This is a genomic window from Peribacillus sp. NPDC097264 (assembly GCF_050277925.1).
In the GTDB taxonomy this organism is placed as follows: domain Bacteria; phylum Bacillota; class Bacilli; order Bacillales; family DSM-1321; genus Peribacillus.
This window is the reverse complement of record NZ_JBNNSR010000006.1, coordinates 33,487-58,157: the sequence shown is the minus strand read 5'-3', so window position 1 is coordinate 58,157 and position 24,671 is coordinate 33,487. Positions and strand designations below refer to the sequence as shown.

The 24,671-nt window shown below is 37.7% G+C and carries 19 protein-coding genes; 15 read left to right on the top strand and 4 right to left on the bottom strand.

All coding sequences use genetic code 11. The features are described 5' to 3' along the window. Positions 1 to 285: 285 nt before the first annotated feature. The 4 genes from ACQKL0_RS10730 (at position 286) to ACQKL0_RS10715 (ending at position 4,942) form a co-directional block, all read left to right on the top strand. A complete protein-coding gene (locus ACQKL0_RS10730; RefSeq protein WP_402986952.1) occupies positions 286 to 1,230 on the top strand; it encodes an ABC transporter substrate-binding protein in 945 nt (314 codons plus the stop codon). 74 nt (positions 1,231 to 1,304) lie between these two features. Continuing rightward, the gene (locus ACQKL0_RS10725; protein WP_427687474.1) at positions 1,305 to 2,801 is read left to right on the top strand and encodes a sugar ABC transporter ATP-binding protein; all 1,497 of its coding nucleotides are present in this window, start codon (positions 1,305 to 1,307) and stop codon (positions 2,799 to 2,801) included. After that, on the top strand, positions 2,798 to 3,784 hold the full coding sequence (locus tag ACQKL0_RS10720; RefSeq protein ID WP_427687472.1) for an ABC transporter permease: 987 nt from the start codon (positions 2,798 to 2,800) through the stop codon (positions 3,782 to 3,784). The genes ACQKL0_RS10725 and ACQKL0_RS10720 overlap by 4 nt, the downstream gene beginning before the upstream one ends. An 81-nt stretch (positions 3,785 to 3,865) precedes the next feature. Then, a complete protein-coding gene (locus ACQKL0_RS10715; protein ID WP_402986947.1) occupies positions 3,866 to 4,942 on the top strand; it encodes an alcohol dehydrogenase catalytic domain-containing protein in 1,077 nt (358 codons plus the stop codon). A 379-nt stretch (positions 4,943 to 5,321) separates the two neighbouring features. Here the strand turns inward: ACQKL0_RS10715 and ACQKL0_RS10710 are convergent, their stop codons facing one another. After that, positions 5,322 to 6,713, bottom strand: a complete 1,392-nt coding sequence (locus tag ACQKL0_RS10710) for a M28 family peptidase (protein WP_427687470.1) — start codon at positions 6,711 to 6,713, stop codon at positions 5,322 to 5,324. 675 nt (positions 6,714 to 7,388) lie between these two features. Here ACQKL0_RS10710 and ACQKL0_RS10705 point away from each other — a divergent pair. Then, positions 7,389 to 10,715, top strand: a complete 3,327-nt coding sequence (locus ACQKL0_RS10705; protein ID WP_402987390.1) for a discoidin domain-containing protein — start codon at positions 7,389 to 7,391, stop codon at positions 10,713 to 10,715. 326 nt (positions 10,716 to 11,041) lie between these two features. Here ACQKL0_RS10705 and nagE read toward each other — a convergent pair whose 3' ends face one another. From nagE to ACQKL0_RS10690, 3 genes are read right to left on the bottom strand one after another with little or no spacing between them, the layout of a single operon-like run. After that, positions 11,042 to 12,490 (bottom strand): N-acetylglucosamine-specific PTS transporter subunit IIBC, encoded by a 1,449-nt coding sequence (gene nagE / locus ACQKL0_RS10700; protein WP_427687468.1) that lies wholly within the window; start codon positions 12,488 to 12,490, stop codon positions 11,042 to 11,044. Between the two features lie 53 nt (positions 12,491 to 12,543). Further along, complete coding sequence (locus ACQKL0_RS10695) at positions 12,544 to 13,383, bottom strand: PRD domain-containing protein (protein WP_427590783.1); 840 nt, start codon at positions 13,381 to 13,383, stop codon at positions 12,544 to 12,546. Positions 13,384 to 13,421: 38 nt separating this feature from the next. Beyond that, complete coding sequence (locus ACQKL0_RS10690; protein WP_427687466.1) at positions 13,422 to 13,919, bottom strand: PTS sugar transporter subunit IIA; 498 nt, start codon at positions 13,917 to 13,919, stop codon at positions 13,422 to 13,424. Between the two features lie 769 nt (positions 13,920 to 14,688). On the opposite strand from ACQKL0_RS10690, the gene ACQKL0_RS10685 reads away from it, so the two are divergent. From ACQKL0_RS10685 to copZ, 10 genes are all read left to right on the top strand, one after another. Beyond that, positions 14,689 to 16,107 (top strand): radical SAM protein, encoded by a 1,419-nt coding sequence (locus ACQKL0_RS10685; protein ID WP_402986937.1) that lies wholly within the window; start codon positions 14,689 to 14,691, stop codon positions 16,105 to 16,107. Beyond that, positions 16,086 to 16,934 (top strand): hypothetical protein, encoded by an 849-nt coding sequence (locus ACQKL0_RS10680; protein WP_402873486.1) that lies wholly within the window; start codon positions 16,086 to 16,088, stop codon positions 16,932 to 16,934. The genes ACQKL0_RS10685 and ACQKL0_RS10680 overlap by 22 nt, the downstream gene beginning before the upstream one ends. Positions 16,935 to 16,980: 46 nt before the next feature. After that, complete coding sequence (locus tag ACQKL0_RS10675) at positions 16,981 to 18,222, top strand: MFS transporter (protein ID WP_427687464.1); 1,242 nt, start codon at positions 16,981 to 16,983, stop codon at positions 18,220 to 18,222. Between the two features lie 191 nt (positions 18,223 to 18,413). Beyond that, the gene (locus ACQKL0_RS10670) at positions 18,414 to 18,593 is read left to right on the top strand and encodes a hypothetical protein (protein WP_427687463.1); all 180 of its coding nucleotides are present in this window, start codon (positions 18,414 to 18,416) and stop codon (positions 18,591 to 18,593) included. A 72-nt stretch (positions 18,594 to 18,665) separates the two neighbouring features. Continuing rightward, on the top strand, positions 18,666 to 19,169 hold the full coding sequence (locus ACQKL0_RS10665; RefSeq protein WP_427687461.1) for a hypothetical protein: 504 nt from the start codon (positions 18,666 to 18,668) through the stop codon (positions 19,167 to 19,169). Between the two features lie 822 nt (positions 19,170 to 19,991). Beyond that, positions 19,992 to 21,803: a group II intron reverse transcriptase/maturase gene (gene ltrA, locus ACQKL0_RS10660; RefSeq protein ID WP_427687459.1), complete on the top strand. Its 1,812-nt coding sequence runs from the start codon at positions 19,992 to 19,994 to the stop codon at positions 21,801 to 21,803. A gap of 198 nt (positions 21,804 to 22,001) precedes the next feature. Further along, positions 22,002 to 22,427 carry a GNAT family N-acetyltransferase gene (locus tag ACQKL0_RS10655; protein WP_427687457.1) on the top strand — a complete coding sequence of 142 codons (426 nt, stop codon included), beginning with the start codon at positions 22,002 to 22,004 and terminating at the stop codon, positions 22,425 to 22,427. 314 nt (positions 22,428 to 22,741) lie between these two features. Further along, complete coding sequence (locus ACQKL0_RS10650; protein ID WP_427687455.1) at positions 22,742 to 23,971, top strand: MFS transporter; 1,230 nt, start codon at positions 22,742 to 22,744, stop codon at positions 23,969 to 23,971. A 137-nt stretch (positions 23,972 to 24,108) separates the two neighbouring features. Next, positions 24,109 to 24,441, top strand: a complete 333-nt coding sequence (locus ACQKL0_RS10645) for a metal-sensitive transcriptional regulator (RefSeq protein ID WP_427687453.1) — start codon at positions 24,109 to 24,111, stop codon at positions 24,439 to 24,441. 12 nt (positions 24,442 to 24,453) lie between these two features. Then, positions 24,454 to 24,660 (top strand): copper chaperone CopZ, encoded by a 207-nt coding sequence (gene copZ, locus ACQKL0_RS10640; RefSeq protein ID WP_402873508.1) that lies wholly within the window; start codon positions 24,454 to 24,456, stop codon positions 24,658 to 24,660. Positions 24,661 to 24,671: the final 11 nt, after the last annotated feature.

Here is a 24,671-nt window from a genome sequence, read left to right as displayed (position 1 = left end):
TACTAGTATTTAAAATTAATATTTTAAGTTTTATACTTACGGCTGGTATAAAATTTTTGATGGCTACGGGTGCCTTATTTACGTAATTTATTATGTTTTTTTAACATAATGACTTGCGTATATAAGGCACCTTTTTGTTTTCTTGGATAAATGAAAGCGTGTACAAAGACTCGTTTACTATTATGAAAGGGGGGTGGTACGTTTTTTATAAATCGCTTTTATTGGATTATATTTCTTAAAATGACGAATTCTTTTAATTTAAAAATTCAAGGGGGAATAAGAAAAATGAAAAAGTTGTCCAAGAAATTATTGGTATTTTTACTAGCAACCATCATGATATTTGCTACTGGATGCTCCGACAAAAGCAATGCGGACGGAGACAAAAAAGCAAAAACAATAAAAATAGGAATGTCTTTCCAAGAAATGAACAACCCTTACTTTATTTCCATGAAAGAAGCGTTTGAAGATGCTGCAAAAGCTATTGGTGCAAAAGTAGTGATTGCGGATGCTCAACACGATGTATCCAAACAAATTAATGATATTGACGATATGATCCAAAAGAAAATTGACATTCTCTTAATTAATCCTACTGATAGTAAAGGTGCAGAAGCAGCTGTTGAGGCCGCAAAAAAAGCGGGTGTGATCGTAGTGGCAGTTGATGCACAAGCTGAAGGTCCGCTTGACTCATTTGTTGGTTCTAAAAACTATGATGCAGGTTATCTAGCAGGTGAAAAGATGGCGAAAGATTTAGGTGGTAAAGGAAAAGTGGCCATCTTAGATGGTATTCCAGTTGTACCAATCCTTGAGCGTGTAAAAGGATTTAAAGCAGCCATTGCTAAGAATCCGGGAATTGAAATTGTTAACACTCAAAACGGGAAACAAGACAGAGCTGAAGCGATGAAAGTGACAGAAAATATGTTACAAGCGAATCCAGATTTAAATGCACTATTCAGTGTTAATGATGAAGGTGCGCTAGGTTCATTAGGTGCAATCGAAGCATCTGGCAAAGATGTATGGATTTATAGTGTTGATGGTCACCCAGAAGCAATTGAAGCCATTGTAAAAGGCGGTGTATTTAAAGCCACTACCGCACAATTTCCAAGGGATCAAGTAAGAATCGCACTTGGTATGGCGTTAGCAAAACTATGGGGAGCTGAAGTAGTACCTACAGAAGTTCCGATTGATGTGGAATTACAAACAAAAGAAAACGCAAAAGACTTTAGCTGGTAATTCATCCAAGCGGGCGCTTAAAACTTATGTGAAAAGCGCCCTGCTAAGTCAATCAATAGAGGAAGGTGATTGCAGTGGATAAGGTATTAGAAATTGAGAATATAACGAAAGAGTTTCCAGGGGTTAAGGCACTTAAGGGCGTCAGTATTGATATTGAACGTGGTGAGGTTCATGCCTTGGTTGGGGAAAATGGGGCGGGAAAGTCCACATTAATGAAAATCCTTTCAGGAGTTTATACCCCTACTACCGGTAAAATTCGTTTAGACGGCAGAGAAGTAACATTCAAGGATCCTAAGCAAGCACAACTATTAGGAGTAAGCATTATTCATCAAGAGTTCAGTTTAATCCCATATTTGAGTGGTGTTGATAACATATTCTTAGGTCGTGAGATCAAGCAGGTAAATGGACTATTAGACAGAAAAAAAATGAGAAAAGAAGCAAAAGAAATATTGCAAAGGTTAAATGCAGATATTGATTTGAACAAACCCGTAGCTTATTTAAGTGTTGCCAACCAACAATTTATTGAAATTGCTAAAGCAATAGCCATTGATACGAAGGTGTTAATTTTTGACGAACCAACAGCGAGCCTAACTGGAAAAGAAATTGATAAGTTATTTGAGTTAATTGAGAAATTGAAAGCTGATGGTGTAACCATTATATATATTTCACATCATTTGGATGAAATCTTACACATGTGTGATCGAATGACCTGCTTACGGGATGGGGAATGGGTCAATACAAGGACAGTAAAGGACATTACAAAGCAAGATATTGTGAAAATGATGGTTGGTCGCGAAATCGTCAATGCCTTTCCTGAAAAACCATCCAGTAATCGCAAGGAAATGCTCTTAGAGGTGAAACGATTAAGTAATAAACATATTACCGATATTCAGTTTTCCTTGAAGAAGGGTGAAATTATTGGGATTGCTGGTCTAGTTGGATCTGGTAGAACTGAAATCGTAAGAGCCCTAATTGGTGCTGACCCTGTAAAAGACAGAGAAGTCTATATCAATCAGCAAAAGGTGGATATTAAAAATCCAACAGATGCATTAGCACGAGGTATCGCCCTCATTCCGGAAAGTAGGAAGACTCAAGGTCTCGTACTTAATATGACGATAAAAAATAATATTAGTTTACCTATTTTAAAAGAACTTAGGAATTCTTTCGGATTTATTAGTATGAAAAAAGAAGATGCCATTATTGATCAATCGATTAAAGACTTATTAATCAAAACACCAAGCAGCAGGCAAATGGTGAAAAATTTAAGTGGTGGTAATCAACAAAAGGTCGTCTTAGCAAAATGGTTAAATACAGATTGTAAAATATTAATATTTGATGAGCCTACGCGTGGAATTGATATTGGGGCTAAGGAAGAGATTTACAAATTGATGAGAAACTTAGCAGACCAAGGACTCTCGATTATCATGATTTCTTCTGAATTACCTGAGATTTTAGGAATGAGTGATCGAGTTCTCGTGATGCACAAAGGAAGAATAAAGGCAGAAATTGATGGATCAGAAGCTACGTCTGAAAAAGTAATGTACTATGCAACGGGTGGTGTTGATCAATGAGTGAATTAAATCTCAAAAAAGTAGATTACCAACGAAAAGCATTTAGCATAAAAGAAATGTTTAAGAACCCAGAGATGTTAACCTTAATAGGATTTTTTGTATTATGTACATTTTTTAGTTTTGCGAGTGGAGAGTTTTTATCGTCTGAAAACGTCTCAAATATTATTAGACAAGTCTCAATTAATGGAATTTTAGCTGTTGGAATGACCTTTGTCATCTTAACAGGTGGTATCGATTTGTCGGTAGGTTCGGTAATGGCCTTTACTGGTACGATCATGGTTGGTTTGATGATTAACAATGGAATGCCAGCCATCGCAGCCGTATTAATTGGGATTATTCTAGGTGCCCTGCTTGGTTATATTAATGGTTTATTTATTTCCCGTGCTAGAATTCCAGCTATTATCGTAACGTTAGCTATGATGGAGGTAGCAAGGGGATTAGCTCTTTTATATACAGGAGGGTACCCATTATCTGGAGTATCTAAATCATTTACTTTTATCGGAAGAGGTTATCTGTTTGGCGTAATTCCAATGCCTGCAGTGATTATGATTCTAGTATTTATTGTTGCTTATATCATATTGAATCATTTACCAATTGGCAGATATATTTATGCCATTGGTGGTAATGAAGAAGCAGTTAGATTATCTGGTGTGAAAGTAAAAAGAATTAAAACCTTTGTTTATTTAATCAGTGGGATTACGGCTTCCATCAGTGGTTTAATTATGACCTCAAGACTTGCTTCAGGACAGCCAATGGCCGGAGAAGGGTATGAATTAGACGCCATCGCTGCAGTCGTATTAGGTGGGACAAGTATTGCTGGTGGTCGTGGGCATATATTTGGAACCATACTTGGGGCCTTGCTGTTGGGTGTGTTAAGTAATGGACTTAACTTAATGGGCGTATCACCATATGTTCAAAGAGTTCTAAAAGGAGCCATTATCGTTGGAGCCATCTATTATAGTAGTTTTCGTCAGAAAGATTAACAGTCTATTGTAAAGGGAGATCAACGTTAATTTATAGGAATTAATTGATTAAAAAACTAAATTTATAGGGAGATGTTGTTAATGTCAATATTATCAGAAACGATGAAAGCTGTTGTAGCATATGGTCCAGAAGATTACCGTGTGGAGGAAGTAGCTGTACCCAAAGCAGGTAAAGATGAAGTAGTGATTAAAGTGGAAGCCTGTGGAATATGTGGAAGTGATTTAAAGGCATACCATGGTTCACAAATGTATTGGGGCGGAGAAAACCCTTGGATGAAAACACCGGTTATTCCAGGCCATGAATTCTATGGGATTGTGGCTGAATTAGGAGAAGGTGCTGCTGAGAAATATGACTTGCAGGTTGGGGACCGGGTCACAACTGATCAGATTAATCCATGTGGAAAATGTAGGTTCTGCCAAACCGGAAAGTACTGGATGTGTGAGATTCATAATATTTATGGATTCCAAAAAGGCGTGGCTGAAGGCGCTTGGGCAGAATATATGAAGTTTAGCAATACGGCCAGAATCTATAAAATTAGTGATGGTGTGACGGCGGAAGAAGCTGCCTTAGTCGAACCAATGGCATGTGCGGTCCATACCGTTCAACGAGCAACAATTGAATTTGAAGATGTGGTCGTTCTAGCTGGTGCAGGAACGTTAGGATTATGTATGGTCCAGCTCATTGCTTTAAAGACCCCTAAGAAATTAATCGTTTTAGATACAAATGAGAAAAGATTATCCGTAGCGAAACAGCTTGGGGCAGATATGGTAATTAACCCATTAAAGGAAAATGCGATTAAAATCGTCAAGGATTTAACAGAGGGTTATGGTTGTGATGTTTATATTGAAGCAACAGGACATCCAACTGGTGCCACACAAGGATTAGAAATGATTAGAAAACTTGGCCGATTTATAGAATTTAGTGTATTTGGAAGTGAGGTAACAACGGATTGGAGTGTGATTGGTGACAAAAAGGAACTCGATATTAGAGGCTCCCACTTAGGTCCATACACGTACCCCGTTGCCATTGATTTATTTGAACGAAACCTACTTACTTCTGAAGGAATCGTCACCCATAGTTTTAAAGTCGAGGACTTTGCAGAAGCCATGGAAATGGCTCATCATCCAGAAGCGATTAAGGTATTGTTGAAGCCTTAATTAATAGAATGATTGTCCGATATGTAAAATAATCAACTTGATATCGATGAAAGGTGATAAGGTGGATTACTGGATATTGGAACCTAGGGGACAATGACGGAATTAATTGATCCAACTGGGAAGAGGTAGCAAATGATAAAGCGATACAACATAAACCAAAATAATTTTTGCAGGCAATATTCAGTTTATTTCTATTAGATAATGGGGCTTGATAATCAAGAGAGCAGCTGTAAAATTTACAGCTGCACTCTTTTTTTATGGGCCCAGCACCTCACGCTTCATTCTTTCACTAATTCTAAATCCCTTAGTGTTGTAAAAAAGAGAAAGAGTGTGTAAGCAGTACCCCATATTAATCTAGCATTTTTGTACAATGCAGTACTCAGTCTACAGGACGGTTTTCAAAGTCATAGTCCACCGTGACAGGAGCCACCCGTGCATTTTTTAATGCCGGCGTTTCCGGACGGGCAATTTGATACACGCTGGCACCGATAATTTCAGTGGCTTGCTGTAATTTTTCTTTCGATATCTTATCCAGTGTATCTGTAGGCTGGTGATACCAAGGTTCTACAGGGGAATGGATGAACAGGGCGGATGGAATGCCAAGCTCATGGAATGGTTGGTGGTCACTTCTGCCAAGCTGTCCAAACGGAATCGCTACATCCATTGTCCTGGCTCCTGCTGAGGAACCCAGGTCCGTTACAAGGTTTTTCTTTCCATCGATGGTATACATGATCAAACCGCCTGCTGGATTATCCGCGCCTGCATCACGTCCACCTATCATATCCATTTGGAAGTGAGCCACCATGCGGTCTACATCCGATTTGGGAAGGGAATTCGCATAGAAAGATGATCCAACGAGCCCTCTTTCCTCCGCTCCAAACGTCATGAAGCGAATTTCCGTGTCAATTGGCGTTTTGGCCAGGATCCTTGCCAGTTCCAGCACAGCCGATACACCCGAAGCATCGTCGTTTGCACCAGGGCCGCCTGGGACAGAATCATGGTGGGCTCCAACTGTGATGATTTGACCATTATCCTTATTTGGTTTTGGCTTTAAGGAAGCGATGACATTGTAGGATGTCTTTTCGATTCTTTCAACTTTTCCCACTTCCAGAGTGGTCGTGATCGGTTTAGTTTTAAGTTGTTCCACCAACTCTAACCCTTGGGCTTGAGTAATGGCTACAGCAGGTATATTTTGCCCCGCTGATACTTGTCCAAAGTTATTTCCTGAAGGTGAGTTGTTGTACATCAAGACGCCAACCGCTCCCTTATTTAGGACATTCTGAACCTTATCAACAAAGTTAATGTCCCCACGTTCGATTAGGGCAATTTTCCCGGATACATCGCCAATCTCCTCTGGTTTTGCTTTTCCAACATAAACAAGTTCAGCCGTGACATTCCCGCTGATACTGCCGCTAAAGGCACGCGGTGTTCCTCCTAAATCGCTGTCACCAAGTTTCACTTTTACAGTTTGCACCGTATCATAGATGGGAAAAGGCTGAATCTTTGTTTCAAAACCTAGACTCTTAAACTGACTTTCTATGTATTTGACTGCACGGATTTCGCCTTCTGTACCAGCAGCCCTCGGTTCCTCTGATAGATAGGCAATCGTGTTATACATATTGTCCGCACTGATCTTTTTAATAACTTTGTTATCAAAAGCTGTGCTGGACTGGGCATTTGGTGCCCCGTTTCCGTTTGGTTGTGCCAATGCTGTACCAGATGATAGAACCATCCCCGTAGCTAATAGAACTGTTAATGATTTTCTATACATAAAATCCCACCTTCGTCATATTATTCCTAATTATGTAATTTACTGAATAGTTTGTAAATGAGTCATTAGTCTGTAAAATCCAACAATCAGTCGGTATCTGACCCCAACTTTTATCCTGATTGCTTGGTGAATGTAGTACCATTTCACTTGTTAGAAACTTTACTGAAGTTTTATTTCACTCTGTTCATAGTGAATAACGATAATCCATAATTTTATACAACGATTAAAGGTTTTGATTATTTTGAATGTTCAAAAATAACGACGTTTACATATTGTGTTTTTTTATAACTAGTGTTACTTTATAAATAATATTCCATATTGATCACATGTTACTGATTCGCTCAGGCAGGGTGGTACAGTTGAAAGAATTTCTATTCTTTTGATTGAATACCTCCGTGCCTTTTTTGCGTTCATTTAAAGGGGGAGGGGAGTAATTTAGATGAAAAATAAGATATGGAGGAGATTATAAAATGTTAGTAAAAGAGGTATTGGCAGTGAAGAACAACTAGCCTGAATCACAATGATGTATACGAGGTCCAACCTTAATCCATTAGATGTTGTTACGAATGCCTGTGATTTAGTAGTGGGCGATTAAATTCAGACGAAAGAAACTAGCAATTGTTTGGGTCTATTTTAAAAATTTGGTAGAAAAAAAGGGGGAGTTCCATTTTGAACGTGATACACAAGTGGTTCATAAGTTTACTTGCGATTGTAATAGTTGCTGGTGGTATTGGTGCTGGAAATATTAAAACGATTTATGCAAATGGAATGGATGTTGAGGATCAACAAGTAGGTGATACGAACCTAGCATTAAATAAATCAGTGGAAGTTAGTAAAGACGTAAGTGGTACGTATAACCATTTGAAGCCGGCTAACTTAGTTGATGGTGTTGAAAATAGTCGATGGGGAACGGAAGCAAATCCTACACAATGGGCCATTGTGGATTTAGGAAAAACATTGAGCTTTAATGAATTCAGATTAGTTTGGGAAAGTGCACAAATCAACGCAAAAGAATATAACATCTTGGTTTCTGATGACAAAACATCATGGCAAAATGTGTACAGTTTTGCAAATGAAAATGGATCTGGTCACATTCAAACAGTGAACATTGAAGATACTGTTCGAGCAAGATACGTAAAAATAGAAATAAAGAGAACACATGGATATCCTACAGTTTCCATGGCCGAATTCGGTATCTACCTACAAAAAGGAATTCAGGAACCTACTCGTAACGTTGCCTTCAACCAAAAGGTAACTGCAAGTGGTACGGAAAATGCAGCAAGTGTTGTTGCCCCAAATGCAGTAGATAATAATGATAAAACCCGTTGGGCAAGTGATCCAGTGCAAGGAAAGAAATGGTTTGAAATCGACTTAGGTAAGGAAAGGGATATCAAAACGGTTGTATTGAACTGGGAAAGAAGAAATGCAACCGATTATAAGATTCAGATTTCTTCCACAGGTGGTGCGGAGGCTGAAGATTGGCAGAACATCGCAACTTTTGCTTCTCATCCCAAATTAAATAAACAGAAAATCGTATTAGACAAAACGTATAAGTCTAGATACATTCGTTTATATGTTGATGAATTTGAAGATGTCGATCAGGTTTCTGGTGGAGTTTCCTGGTCAAGTGTTTCATTATATGAATTTGAAGTATATGGTGGGGAAATCAAAAATACAGTATATGACGTAGTTGGTTTGATACCAGTGCCGGAAATTACGGGTGATACAACCAAATTACCAGAACTGGATATTGAGGTGCCCGAAGGATTTAACGTTCAATACAATGGAACCGATTACGAACAAGTAATTGGGGAGGACGGCACAATTTACAAACCTCTTGTAGATACAGATGTTTTAGTATCCTATAAGGTTACAGAACCAAAAACTGGTGAATATACATTTGCCGAGATGCCTGTAACGGTTCCAGGAAGATTTAAAGAAACGGATACTGATAATGCGCGTCCGGTTGTTATTCCAGAATTACGGGAATGGAAGGGATCCACTGGGAACTTTAAATTTTCTAATTCTAGTAAAATCGTTGTTAAGAATAAAAGTTTAATGACAATGGCAAAAACGTTTGCTGCTGATTACAAGGACCAGACAGGAAAGAAAATTAATGTAGTGGTAGGTGGTAAGGCAAAGGCCGGAGATTTTTATTTTGAAACGATAGATGCGGGTACAGGATTAAAAGATGAAGGATACAAAATCGATATTGCTGATAAAGTAAGTGTTCAAGCAGAAAATCCTGCTGCGGCTTTCTGGGCAACTAGAACAATACTTCAAATTTTAAAGCAAAATGATAACATTACCATTCCCAAAGGGACTTTAAGGGACTATCCAAAATATAAGGTAAGAGGTTTTGTGTTGGATGTCGGTAGAAAGACATTCACTATGGATTATCTACAACAGATAATGAAGGAAATGTCATGGTACAAGTTGAACGACTTTCAGATACACTTGAATGACAACTTTATTTTCTTGGAAGAATATACGAAACAGGGATTAGATCCATTAACTGCTTATACTGGATTCCGACTCGAGTCTGACATAAAAAAAGGCGGGAATAATGGATTAAATAAAGCTGATTTAACAAGTAAGGATTTATTCTATACAAAAGCGGAATTCAAAAAATTCATTAAAGATTCTCGTGTATATGGGGTTAACATTGTCCCCGAGATTGATACACCTGCACACTCACTCTCCCTTACAAATGTCAGACCAGATTTACGTTTAGGTACAAATGGCCGTCAGAATGATCACTTGGATATAGCAAAACAATATGATGCAAGTTTAGAGTTTGTTCAAAGTATATTTGCGGAATATATGGAAGGGAAAGATCCAGTGTTTGATGAACAAACCATTGTACATGTTGGTGCAGATGAATTCTCAGCAGACAAAGAAGCTTTTAGAAGATTTTCTAATGATATGATGGATTCCGTGTCTAAAACGGGGCGTCAAGCTCGTATCTGGGGAAGCTTTTCATCAATGAACGGAAATACACCAGTTAAAGGTGAAGGTGTTCAGATTAACTTGTGGAATGCAGGATGGGCAAAAATGGATGAAATGTATGAATCGGGTTTTGATTTAATCAATACGAATGATGGACATCTATATATGGTACCTAATGCAGGATATTACTACGATTATTTAAATAACTCATTTCTCTATAATGATTGGGAACCAAATAATATTGCTAGTAACACGATTCCTGCCGGTGATAAACAAATGATTGGTGCTGCATTTGCGGTGTGGAATGATGCCATAGATCAATATTCAAATGGTACAAGTGAATACGATGTTTATGATCGTATCCAATCTGCTCTTCCATACTTTGCTTCTAAAGTATGGGGTAAAGGTTCGTTAAATCAAAATCAATTCACAAGTAAAGTGAAAGAAATTGATGAAGCACCAAATACAGATTTACGCTACAAAGTAGATAGTAAGACAGATACTCTTGCACAATATAACTTAAAAAATAAAAGAGACACATCGGGAAATGGTTATGATCTAGGTAAAACCGTTAAATCATCATTAAAAAAAGTTGATGGAAGAACCGCCTTACAATTAAAAGGCAACGAAAGTTACATTAAAACACCACTAACTAAAATTGGGGTAGATTCTTCATTGCGTTTTAAGGTTAAAAGAACGGCTACTAGCCATGATGAGCAAATATTATTTGAATCGGACACTGGTTCTTTAAAAGCAGTTCAAAGAGAAACTGGCAAAGTCGGTTTCTCAAGAGAAGGCTATGATTACTCCTTTGATTACACACTACCAGTTGGAGAATGGGTAGAGTTGGAAATAGCAACGAAGTTAAAAGAAACATCATTATATGTGAATGGTAAATTGGTGGATGTTTTAGGTGATAATGAAAAGGTTGAAGCGACGGGTCGTCCATATACAGCTACTTTCATTCTTCCGTTTGAAAGAATTGGCAGTAAGAAAAATTCATTTCAAGGGTACGTTAGTGATGTTGAACTTAGTAAAGTTTTGAAACAGTAAGGGAGAGTCATCAGATAAATCCAGAAGTGTCACTTTTGAAAGTTTGTAGAAGGAAAAAGGAGAATGCCAATGAGTTGTCCATTTAAATGGCACTCAAGGCGTTCTTTTTTTGATTGCTGAGCACGGCAAAGGGCCGGGAGAGGAGGTAAGAAACATGTAGGAAGTAGACTCGGTTATCACCAATTAGGATGATGAAGGAAATGGAAAAGGATCTTGGTGAGGTACATTGAACGCATTTAAATATAATGAAATGGCCAGGCCATAAAAGAAACAACAAAAAAGCTGTGGATCTATAACAGATCCACAGCTCTTTATCTTTCATTCCTTCATTTTCGGATTTTTTCCATTTCATCCGCTACGAATTGTACTTGCGTTCCAACAATCACTTGAATGCTTTGTGGCCCGACAATATTGATTCCTGGTACTCCTGTTGATTTAATCTTATCTTGGTCAACCGCATCCATGTTTTTGACCTCAACTCTTAAGCGTGTTACACAATTATCAATAGACGTCACATTAGCGTCCCCGCCTAGACCATCATAAATTTTGGCCGCCATGACAGCGAATTTATTTCCTACTGGTGTATTGTTTGCATCTACTTCAATATCGTCATCTGTATCTGCTTCCCTACCAGGGGTCGCTAAGTTGAACTTCGTAATTAAGAAACGGAATAATACATAATAAATGACGGCAAAGATTAGACCTTGAAGTAGTAACATATATGGCTGATTAGCCAATGGTAGTCTTGAACTTAAAACGAAGTCGACTAGTCCCGCACTAAAACCAAATCCTGCTGTCCAATGGAAAAATGCTGCAATGGCTAATGAAATACCTGTTAAGGCTGCATGAACTACATAAAGAGCCGGAGCTAAAAACATAAATGAAAATTCAAGTGGTTCTGTAACCCCTGTAAAGAATGAAGCAAATCCTGCTGCTAACATTAACGATGCCGCTTGTTTTTTTCTTTTCGTTTTTGCAGTATGATACATGGCTAAAGCAGCGGCCGGTAAACCGAACATCATGATTGGGAAGAACCCTGCTTGATACATCCCTGTAGTTCCCTTTGTTCCCGTTCCTGCCCAGAAATTTCCGATATCATTAATTCCAGCTACATCAAACCAAAACACGGAGTTTAATGCATGATGCAGTCCTGTTGGAATTAAAAGTCTATTGAAGAATCCATATAATCCTGCACCCACAAAATCTAACTTACTAATCGCTGTACCGAAAGATACCAATCCTGTAAAGATGACTGGCCATGCAAAGAATAATATCACGGAAACCAGCAACATTGAAACCGCTGTCATGATTGGTACTAAACGTTTCCCACTAAAGAAGGATAAGGCAGCTGGCAATTGTACATGACTAAACCGATTGTACATGATCGAAGCTACGATTCCCGAGAGAATCCCAACAAATTGATTTTCTATTTTCTCAAAGGCTGGGTTTACATTATCTGCATCAATGCCTTGTAGCATAGCCACTGAATCTATCGAAAGCAAAGTGGTAACAACTAGGTAGGCGACTAACCCGCTCAATGCGGCTGATCCGTCTTTGTGTTTAGACATACCTAGAGCTACTCCGACTGCAAATAAGATTGACATGTTATCAATAATGGAAGATCCAGCTTTAATGAAGAACGCAGCTATCGGATTATCAGCTCCCCAACCGGAAGGATCGATCCAATAACCGATTCCCATCAAAATGGCTGCAGCTGGTAATACTGCTACTGGTAACATCAATGAGCGACCAATTTTCTGTAGATATTTCATCATTTTAAATACCCCCTATCAATTTTTTAAATTGAATAATATGATGCTATCATTCTTTATATTTTCTCTGTTATACTCCAACGCTGCTTTAATCTCTCTATATGGAGAGTGATGTAGCCAAGTTCACATTCCGGAAGTTCCATTTCATAAGTGTTCATTAATACTTGAAATACTTCCTTAGAGCATTGATAGGAAATCGGAAACTTCTTTTTTATCATCTCTAGCATTTCCTCATCCATGGTATGAAGTTCAAAATGCTTTACTCTAGAGATGGAATGACGAAGATGTGTTATTAATCGTTGGTAAGAAATATCATCATGATGTATCGTAATATCCAAGTATTCAGTGATTGTTTGGATAAGATCACTGATAATGGCTGTCTGTCTTACGGTTTCCTTCATATCTCCATTTTGTGGTTTAGCTGTATGGATATGAAGGGCAATATAGCCAGCTTCATCTATGGGCATTTCAATGTGAAACCTCTTTGCAATGTGCTGAATTGCCCACATACCAATTTCAAATTCAGTTTTGTAGAGTACTTTAATTTCTTGAAGGAGCTTGTTCTGTAAATGAATTCCTTCCTGTTCTCTTTCAATCGCAAAGGACAAATGGTCTGTTAAAACAATATGGATATGGTCACTTAATTTCACACCTAACTTTTCTTCTGCATAGGAAATGATTTCTTCCGATATTTCGAAATGTTTTTCAGGGATTCTCATTATAAGCTGCTGGAACTTATCCGTCTCCTCTATAACAAAAAGCTTTTCAACTTCTTGTGTTTTGACAAGATCATTTCTTCGCTTGTTAAAGGCGATGCCTGAACCGATGGCTATTTTCTCGGTTTGCCCGTCTTCAACCACTACCGCGTTATTATTCAAGATTTTTTTAATTTTCACTTGAACATTCCTCCTCAAACATGTGGCATAGGAAACGTTTACGTATGCGTCACCTTAATAACGACCGTTTCACCCATTCTTGCAACTTTATCCAAAGACATTTCATATTTATGTGTATTCGTTTGACTGTTTGTAATAACCATAATCAACATGTCGCTTTTTGCATGTTCCTTAATATGCTGTAAATGATAGGTCAGTAATAACTGCCCGACAGTTATGGAATCTCCAACGTTTACCTTTACATCAAATCCCTCGCCTTTTAGAGCAACTGTTTCAAGACCAACATGAATCAATATTTCCGTTCCATCATCAGCTACTAGACCAATGGCATGCTTTGTAGGAGCGATTTGTACAACCTTTCCAGCCACTGGTGATGACACATTTCCATCAATCGGAACAATAGCTATTCCTTCCCCCATCATTTTTTGACTGAAAACGGGATCTGGTACTTCTTCTATGGAAAGAATTTCTCCACTTATAGGTGCATAAATAAGCTGCGGTGTTTTTGGGGTTTTCTTAAATAATTTTGAAAACATTTTAGAATCTCCTTATGCCTAATTTTTTGATGATTTTCTAACATTTCACTTTAAATGAACACAAAAAAGGCACGGAAGTAACCAATTAAAAGAATCGAAATTCTCTCAACCGTACCACCCTGCCTGAACGAATCAGTAACATGTGATCAATATGGAATATTACTTATAAAATACCATTATTTATTCAATAACACAATATGTAAAGAAAATATATTTGAATATTCAAAATAGTTAATGGCTACGGTTATCAAAGAATAATATGAATATCTAAATAGCGCTTTCTAGGGAATTAGGACCTTTCATGTTAGGAAGAGTGTGCCATTTTATTCGACCCACAAACTTAAAAATATAAGCCAGTACCATCAAATTTCCAGGTCGGAGGTTGCCTAAGTCCATATTGCTGGAGACTAAAATATCCTAACTGATTTAACTATACTAGCTCCAAATTGAATAGTTCAAGAGAGAGGTTTATTTGGATCTGTAAATATAAGGAGATTGATTCACTACTTTTCTACCAATATTAATTAGATAAGGAAATAGTGGTTTACAAGTATATATTTTGAATAGTATGATAATTCCAATAAATTGAAAAGGAGGTAATCGATTATGAAGAAGCACGACTCACTTATCGACGGAACTCTACCATCATTTAACAACTGCGGTTGTCAAAAGCCAACTGCACCAACGGGTAAATAACTTTGTAACTAACAAAGGATGATGGGCCTGTCGAAGGCCCGTCATCCCAATTTATTTGAAGGGGTTGGTGAAAATGTATATAGTTTTACATGATGATGTCATTTTAAGAAATGAACATGGTTATTTGGAATCTAATGCACGTTTTTTTTACACCGCTCGAACTAGGCATACAGAATTTATTTCAGCAGCTACCTTTGAACTACTCACCTATCTCACAACCTCTCGAACGATAGATGATGCCTGGAATTATTACCATGAGAAAGCAGTAGCATTGAATGAGTTGCCTGATCGTGTGGAATTTGACGAATTTATAAAGGAATTGATAGATGGGGGGACCCTTTTTTTAACAGATCAATATATTTCCTCTGAACGGCCTCTTAAACATCTCAGTATTTCACCTCCGAAAACTTCCAAATATACACCAATGACATTTCCAACAAAAGTTAACGTTACGAGTACAATGAGATGCAATTTGATGTGTACTCATTGTTTACGAGAATCTTCCCCTTTTTTTGATACCAGTGATAATTTAAATACAGAAGAAATGAAAAAACTATTTACAGACCTAGATAATTTGGGAATCATTGAATTGGCTTTTTCTGGAGGGGAAACCACTACCAGAAAGGATATATGTGAGTTAATTGATCACGCTGGCACGTTACGATGTTTTTTTGAGTTTTTTACAAATGGTCACCGAGTCACTCAAAAAGTTTATGATTCATTACTTAGATTAAAAGATAGAAAGGGAAGAGGGTTACAAATCCACCTATCTTTAGATGGGGATGAAATCTATCACGATAAAATACGTGGAAACGGCCAATTTCACAAAGTCATTAATACTTTAAAAAGATTCTCAAACGATAGTTTCTATGTGATTGTAGAGTCGGTTTTAGTTCCTGAAAGTGTTGAAAATGGAGTCGTAAGAAAAGTGATTGAAACATGTGCGGCCAATGGTGCTAATGGAATTAGTTTTCACCCCGCTTCTGTTTCGGGTCGAGCTGGTGGAAATCCAGAAAACTTTCTATTTACCCTTTCACAACTAGCGTATTTTGAAGAAGAAGTGTTAGAAGTGGCAAAAGAATTTCCAAATATAAAAATTGAATTTCAAGCGTATTATTATCCAGGTAAAAAGAACACAGATAATCTTTTCAGTTTACCTGCTAACGTAGGCCCTCAAGGTATGTTTTTACTAGCAATTGGTGCAGACGGAAGCGTTTATCCTTGTACGGAATCTATTGGTGATCGATCTCAAATTATAGGGAATGTAAAGGAGACAGATTTAATTTCCATATGGAATAGTACAAAGTGGGATTTTTATAGAGGTGGTTGGGAGATAGAGGAATTAAAAGCATGCCAGGGCTGTATTTTTAATGGTAACTGTAGGATGCAAACTTGCAGATGTTATGCAAAGAGAACTTTATTCGATGCTTACGGTGCTATGCCAGAATGCTATAAGGTAGGTGAAGAAATATGGGAAAAATCAAAAATTTAGGTTTTCAAGACTTAGCGGAAAATATAGATGAATTATTAACACTGAATAAAGAGGATCTTTTAGAATTTTGCTCCCGGCCGGAGGAGTGGAGTACTCCTAACTTGTTATCCTCTTTTGTTTCACAAGATGAAAGAAGAATTTATAACTTTAAGAAATTCCTTGCGGAAAGGCCCATGCATTGGGCAAATTTATTAAGTCTGTTGAGATCAAATGGTCTAGACGCCTCCTTTTTAACAATACCAGATGAATTAGAAGATGCTCTAAAAGCTCCGTGTATTTTAGCCATTCCGCATTTCGGAGTACATATGTTGGTTCCTACAATATTAAGTCAATTAATTGGTGATAGCTCATATATTTTAGCCACTGGAGGATCTGAAGGGCATGAGGTTGGAAAAAGCATAAAAAAAATTTTACCGAATGATAAGGTGAATTTCTTGCCTGTTCCTGATATATGGATCCTTCGAAAATTAGTAAGAGGATTTAAAATCGGCAATTACCCTTTAATTTATCCGGAAATCAGTTCTTCGAATGATAAGGAATTATATAAATTGGAGTTATTAGGGGAAAAGGTTCATGTACCCCTGGGAGTTGAACATTTGAGTAGACTATGCAATGCGAATGTTCTGCCAGTTGCCATTCAATGCAATTCAAACAAATATGAACTAGTAATGGGACCTTTATTAACCTATTCCAATAAGGGCAGTATAATTGAACCTTTATTTAAATGGATAGAAGAGTTAGTTTATAATGACCCTACACAATGGTTCGGTTGGAAACTTATAGAAGATATGTTGGTCAAAGAAGAACATACTGTTACCAATCATTAACTTGAAAATCCAGATGATCCTATGACAAATCATAAGGAGAAAAAGAGTGAAGCGAAACATACACCTCATTATTGTGGCTCTTGGCATACAATCTTTACAATCCAGTATTGTCTTCCTCACGTTAGCTTGGTTCTTTATTAACATCACCCATTCGCCCTTGGTGTTTAGTTCATTAATGGCATTTCGTTATATACCCGGGATATTATTGGCAGTGTTAAGCGGCATACTCATTGATAGGTTCAATAAAATCTCCTTAGGGTTATGGGCTAGCGTTTGGCATTTATTCACGTTATGTGCATTATTCGCGATTGGACTAATGGAAGTAGTACCAAGTGGCTTCGGTTACTGGATTTATTGCCTGGTTCTTCTTTTCATGGGTGTGGCCTCCGCCATATTAACACCGCTTGAAAGAACGTTAATCCCATTGTTAACTCCGCCAGAAGAATTAAAATCGGTCAATAGTGTCATAACGGCCATCACCCAAATCGCAAACTTATTAGGTACGGCAATTGCTGGTGGTCTTTTGGTAATAGGGGGATTTACGGTTGCAATGCTAACGTCGATCATCCTGATTCTTCTATCTGTTGTTTGCTATGTGATTCTTAGGTACAGGGCGGTACTGAAAGATGCCAATAATCAAGATACCAATCGTATACAAACACCAATTAAGGTAACATTCTCGATTTTAAAAAGACAGAAGTGGATCTTTTCGGCTATCACGGCAGCGGTGTTTACGAATATGGCATTCGTTATGATCATGGATGTCTTACTCCCCACTTTATACTCGGAAATTAAGGTGAATGGTTCAGCGGCTTTGGGACTCTGCTTTACAGCCATTGGGATCGGGACTCTCCTGGGAGCAACCATTACGTATAAAATCAAACAAATGAATTTTGAAATGTCGATCGTATTGTATGTTTTATCTGGAGTCGTGGGCACGATTGCCGGTTTTGTAGTGGATTCCACTATCATGAGTATTGTGTTGTTTGGAGTATTCGGACTTTTAGCGGCTCCCGTCACAATAATCTTCCAAACTGAATTGCAGCAGGCTATTCCCCAAAACATCATGGGCAGTGCCATGGGTTTTCTGACAGCTGGAGCGACATTGGCACAACCCATAGGGGTTTTCATTGCTGGTGTATTTCTCTTAAAACTCAATGGAAGTTATGTTCTTGCTATTTCTTGCTCTATATCGATCATAGCTGTTGTGATGGGCTGGTATCGAATCAACAAGCAAAAGAAATTAATAAGCCAAGAAGTCATGATGACAAAACAAACATTAGGGTAAAGAAACGGAGCAATGAGGGAACTCCCTCATTGCTTTTTACTATGTTTCGATTCGTGGTAGTTCAGTAGATGGCTAAGAAGATTGGCCAAGAAGGCTACTAATTCCTTTTATTAACTAATAAAGAAATTCATCCAAATATATATGGTAAAATTAGTTAGGTTCATTTATATAGAGGTAGGAGGATATTGAATATGAGTAACTGGTTATACATTCTTTATGCTGTAATTTTAGGCATAGTATCTTGGTTTACAGGGGAAATAGTAACCTTTGTGATGTTGGGGATTATTCTTATTGCTTTGAATAATATAAACACAACACTTAAAAAGATTCATCTTCAAAATGATGAAAGAAACCATAAGGAAATAAGTTGATGTAAAACTCTAATGGGCGGATTTATTATGAAGAATCGAAATTTTACGTTCATCTTTTAGGAGGTCAGGCCTTTGCTTTCTTTCAAAAAAATCTCCGTAGGCCTTCTGGTTATAGGGAGTCTTGCTGCATGCGATATCGAACAAGCCATGAAAAATGAAAAGGTAGATGTAGAGCAGAAAACAGAGGTACAAGATTCAACACAAAAAGAGGATGTACCCTCGTACGAAGCACCCAAGTATCATATATATGGTGGCTGGATGAACGATGAATCTTATATACTGATCAAAAGTGATGGTTACGATGGGAAGAATAGATCCAAATACATAGTAGAAAAATTCACTAAAACGGGGAAAGATAAGACGATAAAGCATTTCCAGTTAGCGGAATCTACCGGATCAAAACTAACCGGCATACTATTTAACAAGAAATCAAACAAGACATCTTTTCTGACACTAGAATTGAATAAAGGTCATACCGAAATAACGGTCACGTTGCCGAATGAAAAACCTGATACCTATAAAAAAGCAGATATAGAGCCGGAAGAATTTAATTCAGATTATGCGTGGGAGGATTGAAACCATAAAGGGAGTTGCTTTCGCAGCTCTTTTTTCTTATGAGCTAATGGGGCAGGGTAGTTGTGCGAAATGTTTTTAGCTTAAATTGAGGATGGTCACATTACTCAGGTAAAGGCTAGACAGTTCCTTTCGGAACTGAAGGATTATATCGAAGAATCAAATGAAGAGGTAACGCTCGGAAGGGTTCTCTCTTAGTCGATTAGCATTTGATTTAGTAAGAATGACAGTGTTAAAAGCTCGGTGAAAAGGCGTAAGAATTTACCGTAACAGTGTAATTTAGCTGACGAAAGCCTACCCGATGGGGTGGTGTAAATCATGATGCTTGAGTTGAATGAATATGGTGAGTATGCGAATAAACCTATAACAAAAAGGTTAAGCTGACAAACTTCTGAATGTACGGGTCTAGACCTGCAATACATAGAAATGTGTATATCACCAAATTGTGAGGTTAACTGTGGATGAGTAAGACTAACTAATATGAAAATCCATGATACGTCACAGGCGTATGAGAGTTAACAGGCTTAGAGGAAGCACCTAAGTTCATTCTATAATAGATATAATTCAACGTTGTAAGCTGATAACGTGGAGGGCTTACTCCCGATGAAACGGTGAAGGGAAAGCAATAATGACAATAGTTATTGTATAACTTTGTTTTGTATCAGTGAAAGTGGTGGCACAGTACCAATGAAATGTCTAATCCACATGGAGGGATAGCCACTAGACTAATGAAGAATCATTCAACCATGTAAGGCAGATCTTTATCGATTAATAAGGTTCTCGTGAGACTAAAAGAGGTTTAACTCCGAAAGGAGTACCGACTTATTGAAACGGAAGAAACTGAGACACAACGAGTATTATAATCTACAAGAGTTTTTCGATTCTCTTTATGCTCGAAGTGTCGATGGTGATAAGTTTTATGGATTAATAGAATTGATGAGTTCTAAAGAAAACATACGTCTTGCCTACCGAAATATAAAAAGAAATACGGGTAGTAAAACGGCAGGAACAGATAAATTAACAATTAAAGATATAGCTCATTTATCAGTGGAAGATGTAATAGTTAAGGTTCAAGATATGTTTAATTGGTATGAACCACAAGCAGTAAAACGTGTCTTTATTGAAAAGTCAAATGGAAAACTAAGACCACTAGGAATTCCAACTATCTGGGATAGAATCTTTCAGCAGTGTATCTTACAAGTATTAGAGCCTATTTGTGAAGCGAAATTTCATAGACACAGTTATGGATTCCGACCCAATAGAAATACTCACCATGCGAAAGCAAGGTTTGAGTTTCTGATAAATCAATCTGGTCTACATCACTGTATTGATGTCGATATTAAGGGCTTCTTTGACAACGTTAACCATAGTAAACTTTTAAAACAAATTTGGTCTTTTGGAATTAAAGATAAATCATTGATAGCCATTATTTCCAAACTTTTAAGAGCTGAAATACATGGTGAAGGTATACCAACCATGGGGACACCGCAAGGTGGCATTTTATCTCCGTTATTATCAAATATTGTTTTAAATGAACTTGATTGGTGGGTAAGTAATCAGTGGGAAACGTTTGAAAGCGATTTTAAATATAAGACCAACGGAATTAAATATCAAGCACTTAAAAAGTCCAGATTAAAGGAATGCTTTATCGTCCGTTATGCGGACGACTTCAAGGTCTTATGCCGTACGCGCTCACAAGCAATTAGAATGAACTATGCCATCAAAGATTTCTTGAAAACCAGACTACACCTTGATACGAGTGAAGAGAAATCAAAGGTAATTAACCTAAAGAATAACTCTTCCGAGTTTCTTGGCTTTTCTACCAAAGCAGTAAGAAAAGGAAAGACAAGGTTCGGTTATGTAGCGAAATCCAATATGTCTAAGAAGGCAAAAGTAAATGCCTCTAACAAAATTAAAGAAGCTATCAAAGCCATTCAAAAAAGTCCTAGTAATGAAACCGTTTGGAATTTCAATACCGTAGTTATGGGGATACAAAATTACTATTCAGCAGCCACTAGAATTACAATAAATCTTAATGAGTTAAACTCTTATTTGCGCAAAGTGATGTATAATCGCTTAAAATGCCTAAGAACAGACGCAAATTTTCATGATATGACCAAAACTTTACAAAAGAGGTATAAAGTTTATAAGTGCAAATTGTACAAGGTACAAAACATGGTATTTGTACCGATTCATGCCCAAAGACATAAAACAAATTTATGCTTTTCTCAGGATACGTGTAACTATACTGCCGAAGGTAGAAACAAGATACACAAAAGTCTAAAAGCTATAAATAAAACCTTCTTATCATCTATCATGAAAAGTTTTATTCCAAATCGATCAATTGAATACAATGACAATCGAATAAGTAAATTCATCGCTCAATACGGTAAGTGTGCCATCTCTGGAATGGAACTTGGTAAAAATGATTGGCACTGCCATCATAAAAATCCGTATCACCTTTCAAAAGATGATTCATATTTAAACCTTGTGGTTCTTCATGAAAAAGTCCATAGACTTGTACACTTGAAAGATGATGACAAGATAAAAGCAATAATAAAGGTCTTAAAGCTATCTAAAAAGCAAATGGAAAAACTTAATGAACTTCGGTTACAATGTCATAATCAAGCAATTTGATTTCGGAAGAAAGCAAAGTCAAATCTAACAATACATAGAATTGAATGAATTGGATTAGTTGGAACGCCGTATGAAGTGAAAGCTTCGCGTACGGTGTGAACAGGGGGAAAAGGGAGCGATAACTTCAAACCCTTACCTATCTGTATCAATAACGATGATGAATATACTATATAAATTTTTCCTAGGGAGTGAAGGTAAGTGGGGATTAGAATAGCAAATATACAAGATTGGAAGGCAATATCGGATTTACTAGGCCAGTTGGATTATTTAGATACCGAGACCTTCATTAAAGATAAAATAGAAAGACTCATCACACATCCTGATGAGGAATTACTGGTGTATGAGGATAATGAAAGAGTCATTGCTTTTATTTCCATGCATTATATACCCCAAATAGCGTTAATAGGGGATTTTGCTAGAATCAGTTATTTTGCAGTAGATTCAACAAATAGGGGTAAGGGAATTGGACAAGAGATTGAAGAGTTTTGTACTGAGTTAGCTAAGAAGCGAAACTGTGACAGACTGGAGGTTCATTGTCATTCAAGAAGAATCGATGCACATCGATTTTATTCCCGCCAAGGCTATTCTGAATCACCAAAATACTTTATTAAGATGATCAAGTAATTCTTTCTTTGGGCTTCAAACTTCTTCAACTAAGGGTGCTTTACTCCAAAAAGGGAGTTGCTTTCGCATCTCTTTTTTCTTGTAGAACCTAGGATTTTCATCTTCTAAACAAGACATTTTCATGTTATATTCATACATATATTTCCATCATAAAAATGCAAACACCCCTCTCTTTCTTATTAGATTTCTTAGTATTCAATATCGATTCCAATCCAAAGTGAAATGAAGTAAATCTAACCGGTTGCAAAGGAGTGAAACGCATGTAAATACCTCTTTATTCTCTTAGAAAAATGAATAAAGAGGGGTTGTTTGCATTGAAGAATAAATCATTTACTGTGTTGGTGGCAGGACAATCGTTAGCGAATGCTGGGGATGTTTTTTATATTGTTGCGCTGATAACAAGTGTTTACGCTGTCACCCATTCGTTATTTTATGTTTCGTTGGTTCCTGTCATAAATATGCTTGGTGGGTTTGTAGGAGGTTTAGTAGCACCACTGCTCATCGATCGATACCCGTTGAAAAAGATTTTATTTCATTCCCAGTTCGTTAAAACATGTCTCTTACTTGTGCTAACCCTATATGTATCATCGCTTTTCTCGAAAGACTCAATGGAAGTGGTGTATATCCTTATTTTCTTCATCATGTTTTTGGATGGGTTCGCTAATCCAGCGAGTAGTGCCTTGATTCCTCAGCTTGTTCCGGAAGAGTCCTTATTAAAAGCAAATAGCCTCATGTCTTCTATCCAGACATTCATTCAGATGGGAGGATGGGCTGCAGGTGGCATTTTGGCGGCACTTTTGCAGGCTCGCGGACTGTTCCTGTTAACGTGCTGTTTGTATGGGCTATCCACTTGCTTGCTGGCATTCGTTAGAGTAAACGAACAACAACGATCTGAACGTGAAGGGAAGGAAAGCAAAAGGGATTCCCTGTTTGAAGGGTGGAGGTTGATCGCAGGAGATAAGAGGCTGCGTGCCCTACACTTCACTCTGTTTTTTGGTTCGATCGCTAGCCCGGTCTGGGTATCCTCGATCCTTTATCCGTTTATAGATAAACGCCTGGGAGTAGGAACGGAGTGGTGGGGCTATATCAACGCCTCTTTATTACTAGGATTATTTCTGGCGGGCATACTTGCATATAGACGGTCCGCCTTCATTCATAAGAATATCCAGAAGGTGCTGTTGGGTGGAGGGTTCATGGTCTTTCTGCTGACCCTTTTATTTGGAGTGAATGTGAATCCCTTCCTTGCCCTTTTGTTCATTGGCACTTATGGTCTATTCGAAGAACTGCGGATGATTTCCATTCATACGATCATCCAATGTGTAGTCAGGGAAAGGCTTTTGGCTAAGGTGTATGCCGTCCAAAGTTCTTTCATCATGCTAACTTTCGCGATATCCACTCTCTTGATGGGCATGCTGGGCCAGCGATACAGCATCGTCGTTGTATTTATGGTCGCCTCGGTTTCCTTATGTCTTTCGTTCGTTTATCTTTTGACCTGTAAAAAGCAAGTAACGCTCCCTATCGATGGACCTAGCTTTGAAGAATAATGATGCTTGATTGATGAAAAGCCAACTTAGTTCCGTTGGCTTTTTTTCGTAAAATGTCATCCAACTTTACATAGGGCGGAGGGGTATGATATGGTTTTGATATAGGGTATAGGGGTATATGAGTGAGGGGGCGACAAATGGAATTCGACCTGAATAAAGAAACAGATACTTGTTGTTCGAGTACAACTGAGCGGAAAAGCCATCATTCCGAGTCAACAAAGAAAAATCTTGTTACAAGACTGAATCGTGTAGAAGGCCAAATTCGCGGCATAAAAGGGTTAATCGAAAAAGACACATACTGTGACGACGTGATTACTCAGATAGCTGCTGCGCAATCCGCCTTAAATGGTGTGGCCAAGCTGCTTCTTGAAACGCATATGAAAGAATGTGTGGTAGATCGTATTCAAGAAGGGGACTTGGAAGTACTCGATGAAGTCCTCGTGACGATCCAAAGACTAATGAAAAAATAAGGAGTAGATACTATGGAAAATGTAACGTTACAAGTAAGCGGGATGTCTTGCGGACATTGTGTAAAAGCAGTGGAAGGTAGTGTAGGAAAATTGGAAGGTGTCGATCAAGTAAAAGTTCAGCTAGAAGCTGGTCAAGTTACTGTATCGTATGATAAGGAAAAAGTAACCCTGGATACCATCAAAGAAACCATTGATGATCAAGGCTACGAAGTAGAATGATTTTGGGTACC

What these genes read in the sequence shown, in the direction of transcription:
- ACQKL0_RS10715 (WP_402986947.1), top strand. Translation starts at nt 3,866, where the DNA reads ATGTCAATATTATCAGAAACGATGAAAGCTGTTGTAGCATATGGTCCA.
- ACQKL0_RS10645 (WP_427687453.1), top strand. Translation starts at nt 24,109, where the DNA reads ATGGAATTCGACCTGAATAAAGAAACAGATACTTGTTGTTCGAGTACA.
- ACQKL0_RS10730 (WP_402986952.1), top strand. Translation starts at nt 286, where the DNA reads ATGAAAAAGTTGTCCAAGAAATTATTGGTATTTTTACTAGCAACCATC.
- copZ (WP_402873508.1), top strand. Translation starts at nt 24,454, where the DNA reads ATGGAAAATGTAACGTTACAAGTAAGCGGGATGTCTTGCGGACATTGT.
- nagE (WP_427687468.1), bottom strand. Translation starts at nt 12,490, where the DNA reads ATGATGAAATATCTACAGAAAATTGGTCGCTCATTGATGTTACCAGTA.
- ACQKL0_RS10670 (WP_427687463.1), top strand. Translation starts at nt 18,414, where the DNA reads ATGAGTAACTGGTTATACATTCTTTATGCTGTAATTTTAGGCATAGTA.
- ACQKL0_RS10690 (WP_427687466.1), bottom strand. Translation starts at nt 13,919, where the DNA reads ATGTTTTCAAAATTATTTAAGAAAACCCCAAAAACACCGCAGCTTATT.
- ACQKL0_RS10710 (WP_427687470.1), bottom strand. Translation starts at nt 6,713, where the DNA reads ATGTATAGAAAATCATTAACAGTTCTATTAGCTACGGGGATGGTTCTA.
- ACQKL0_RS10680 (WP_402873486.1), top strand. Translation starts at nt 16,086, where the DNA reads ATGGGAAAAATCAAAAATTTAGGTTTTCAAGACTTAGCGGAAAATATA.
- ACQKL0_RS10720 (WP_427687472.1), top strand. Translation starts at nt 2,798, where the DNA reads ATGAGTGAATTAAATCTCAAAAAAGTAGATTACCAACGAAAAGCATTT.
- ACQKL0_RS10685 (WP_402986937.1), top strand. Translation starts at nt 14,689, where the DNA reads ATGTATATAGTTTTACATGATGATGTCATTTTAAGAAATGAACATGGT.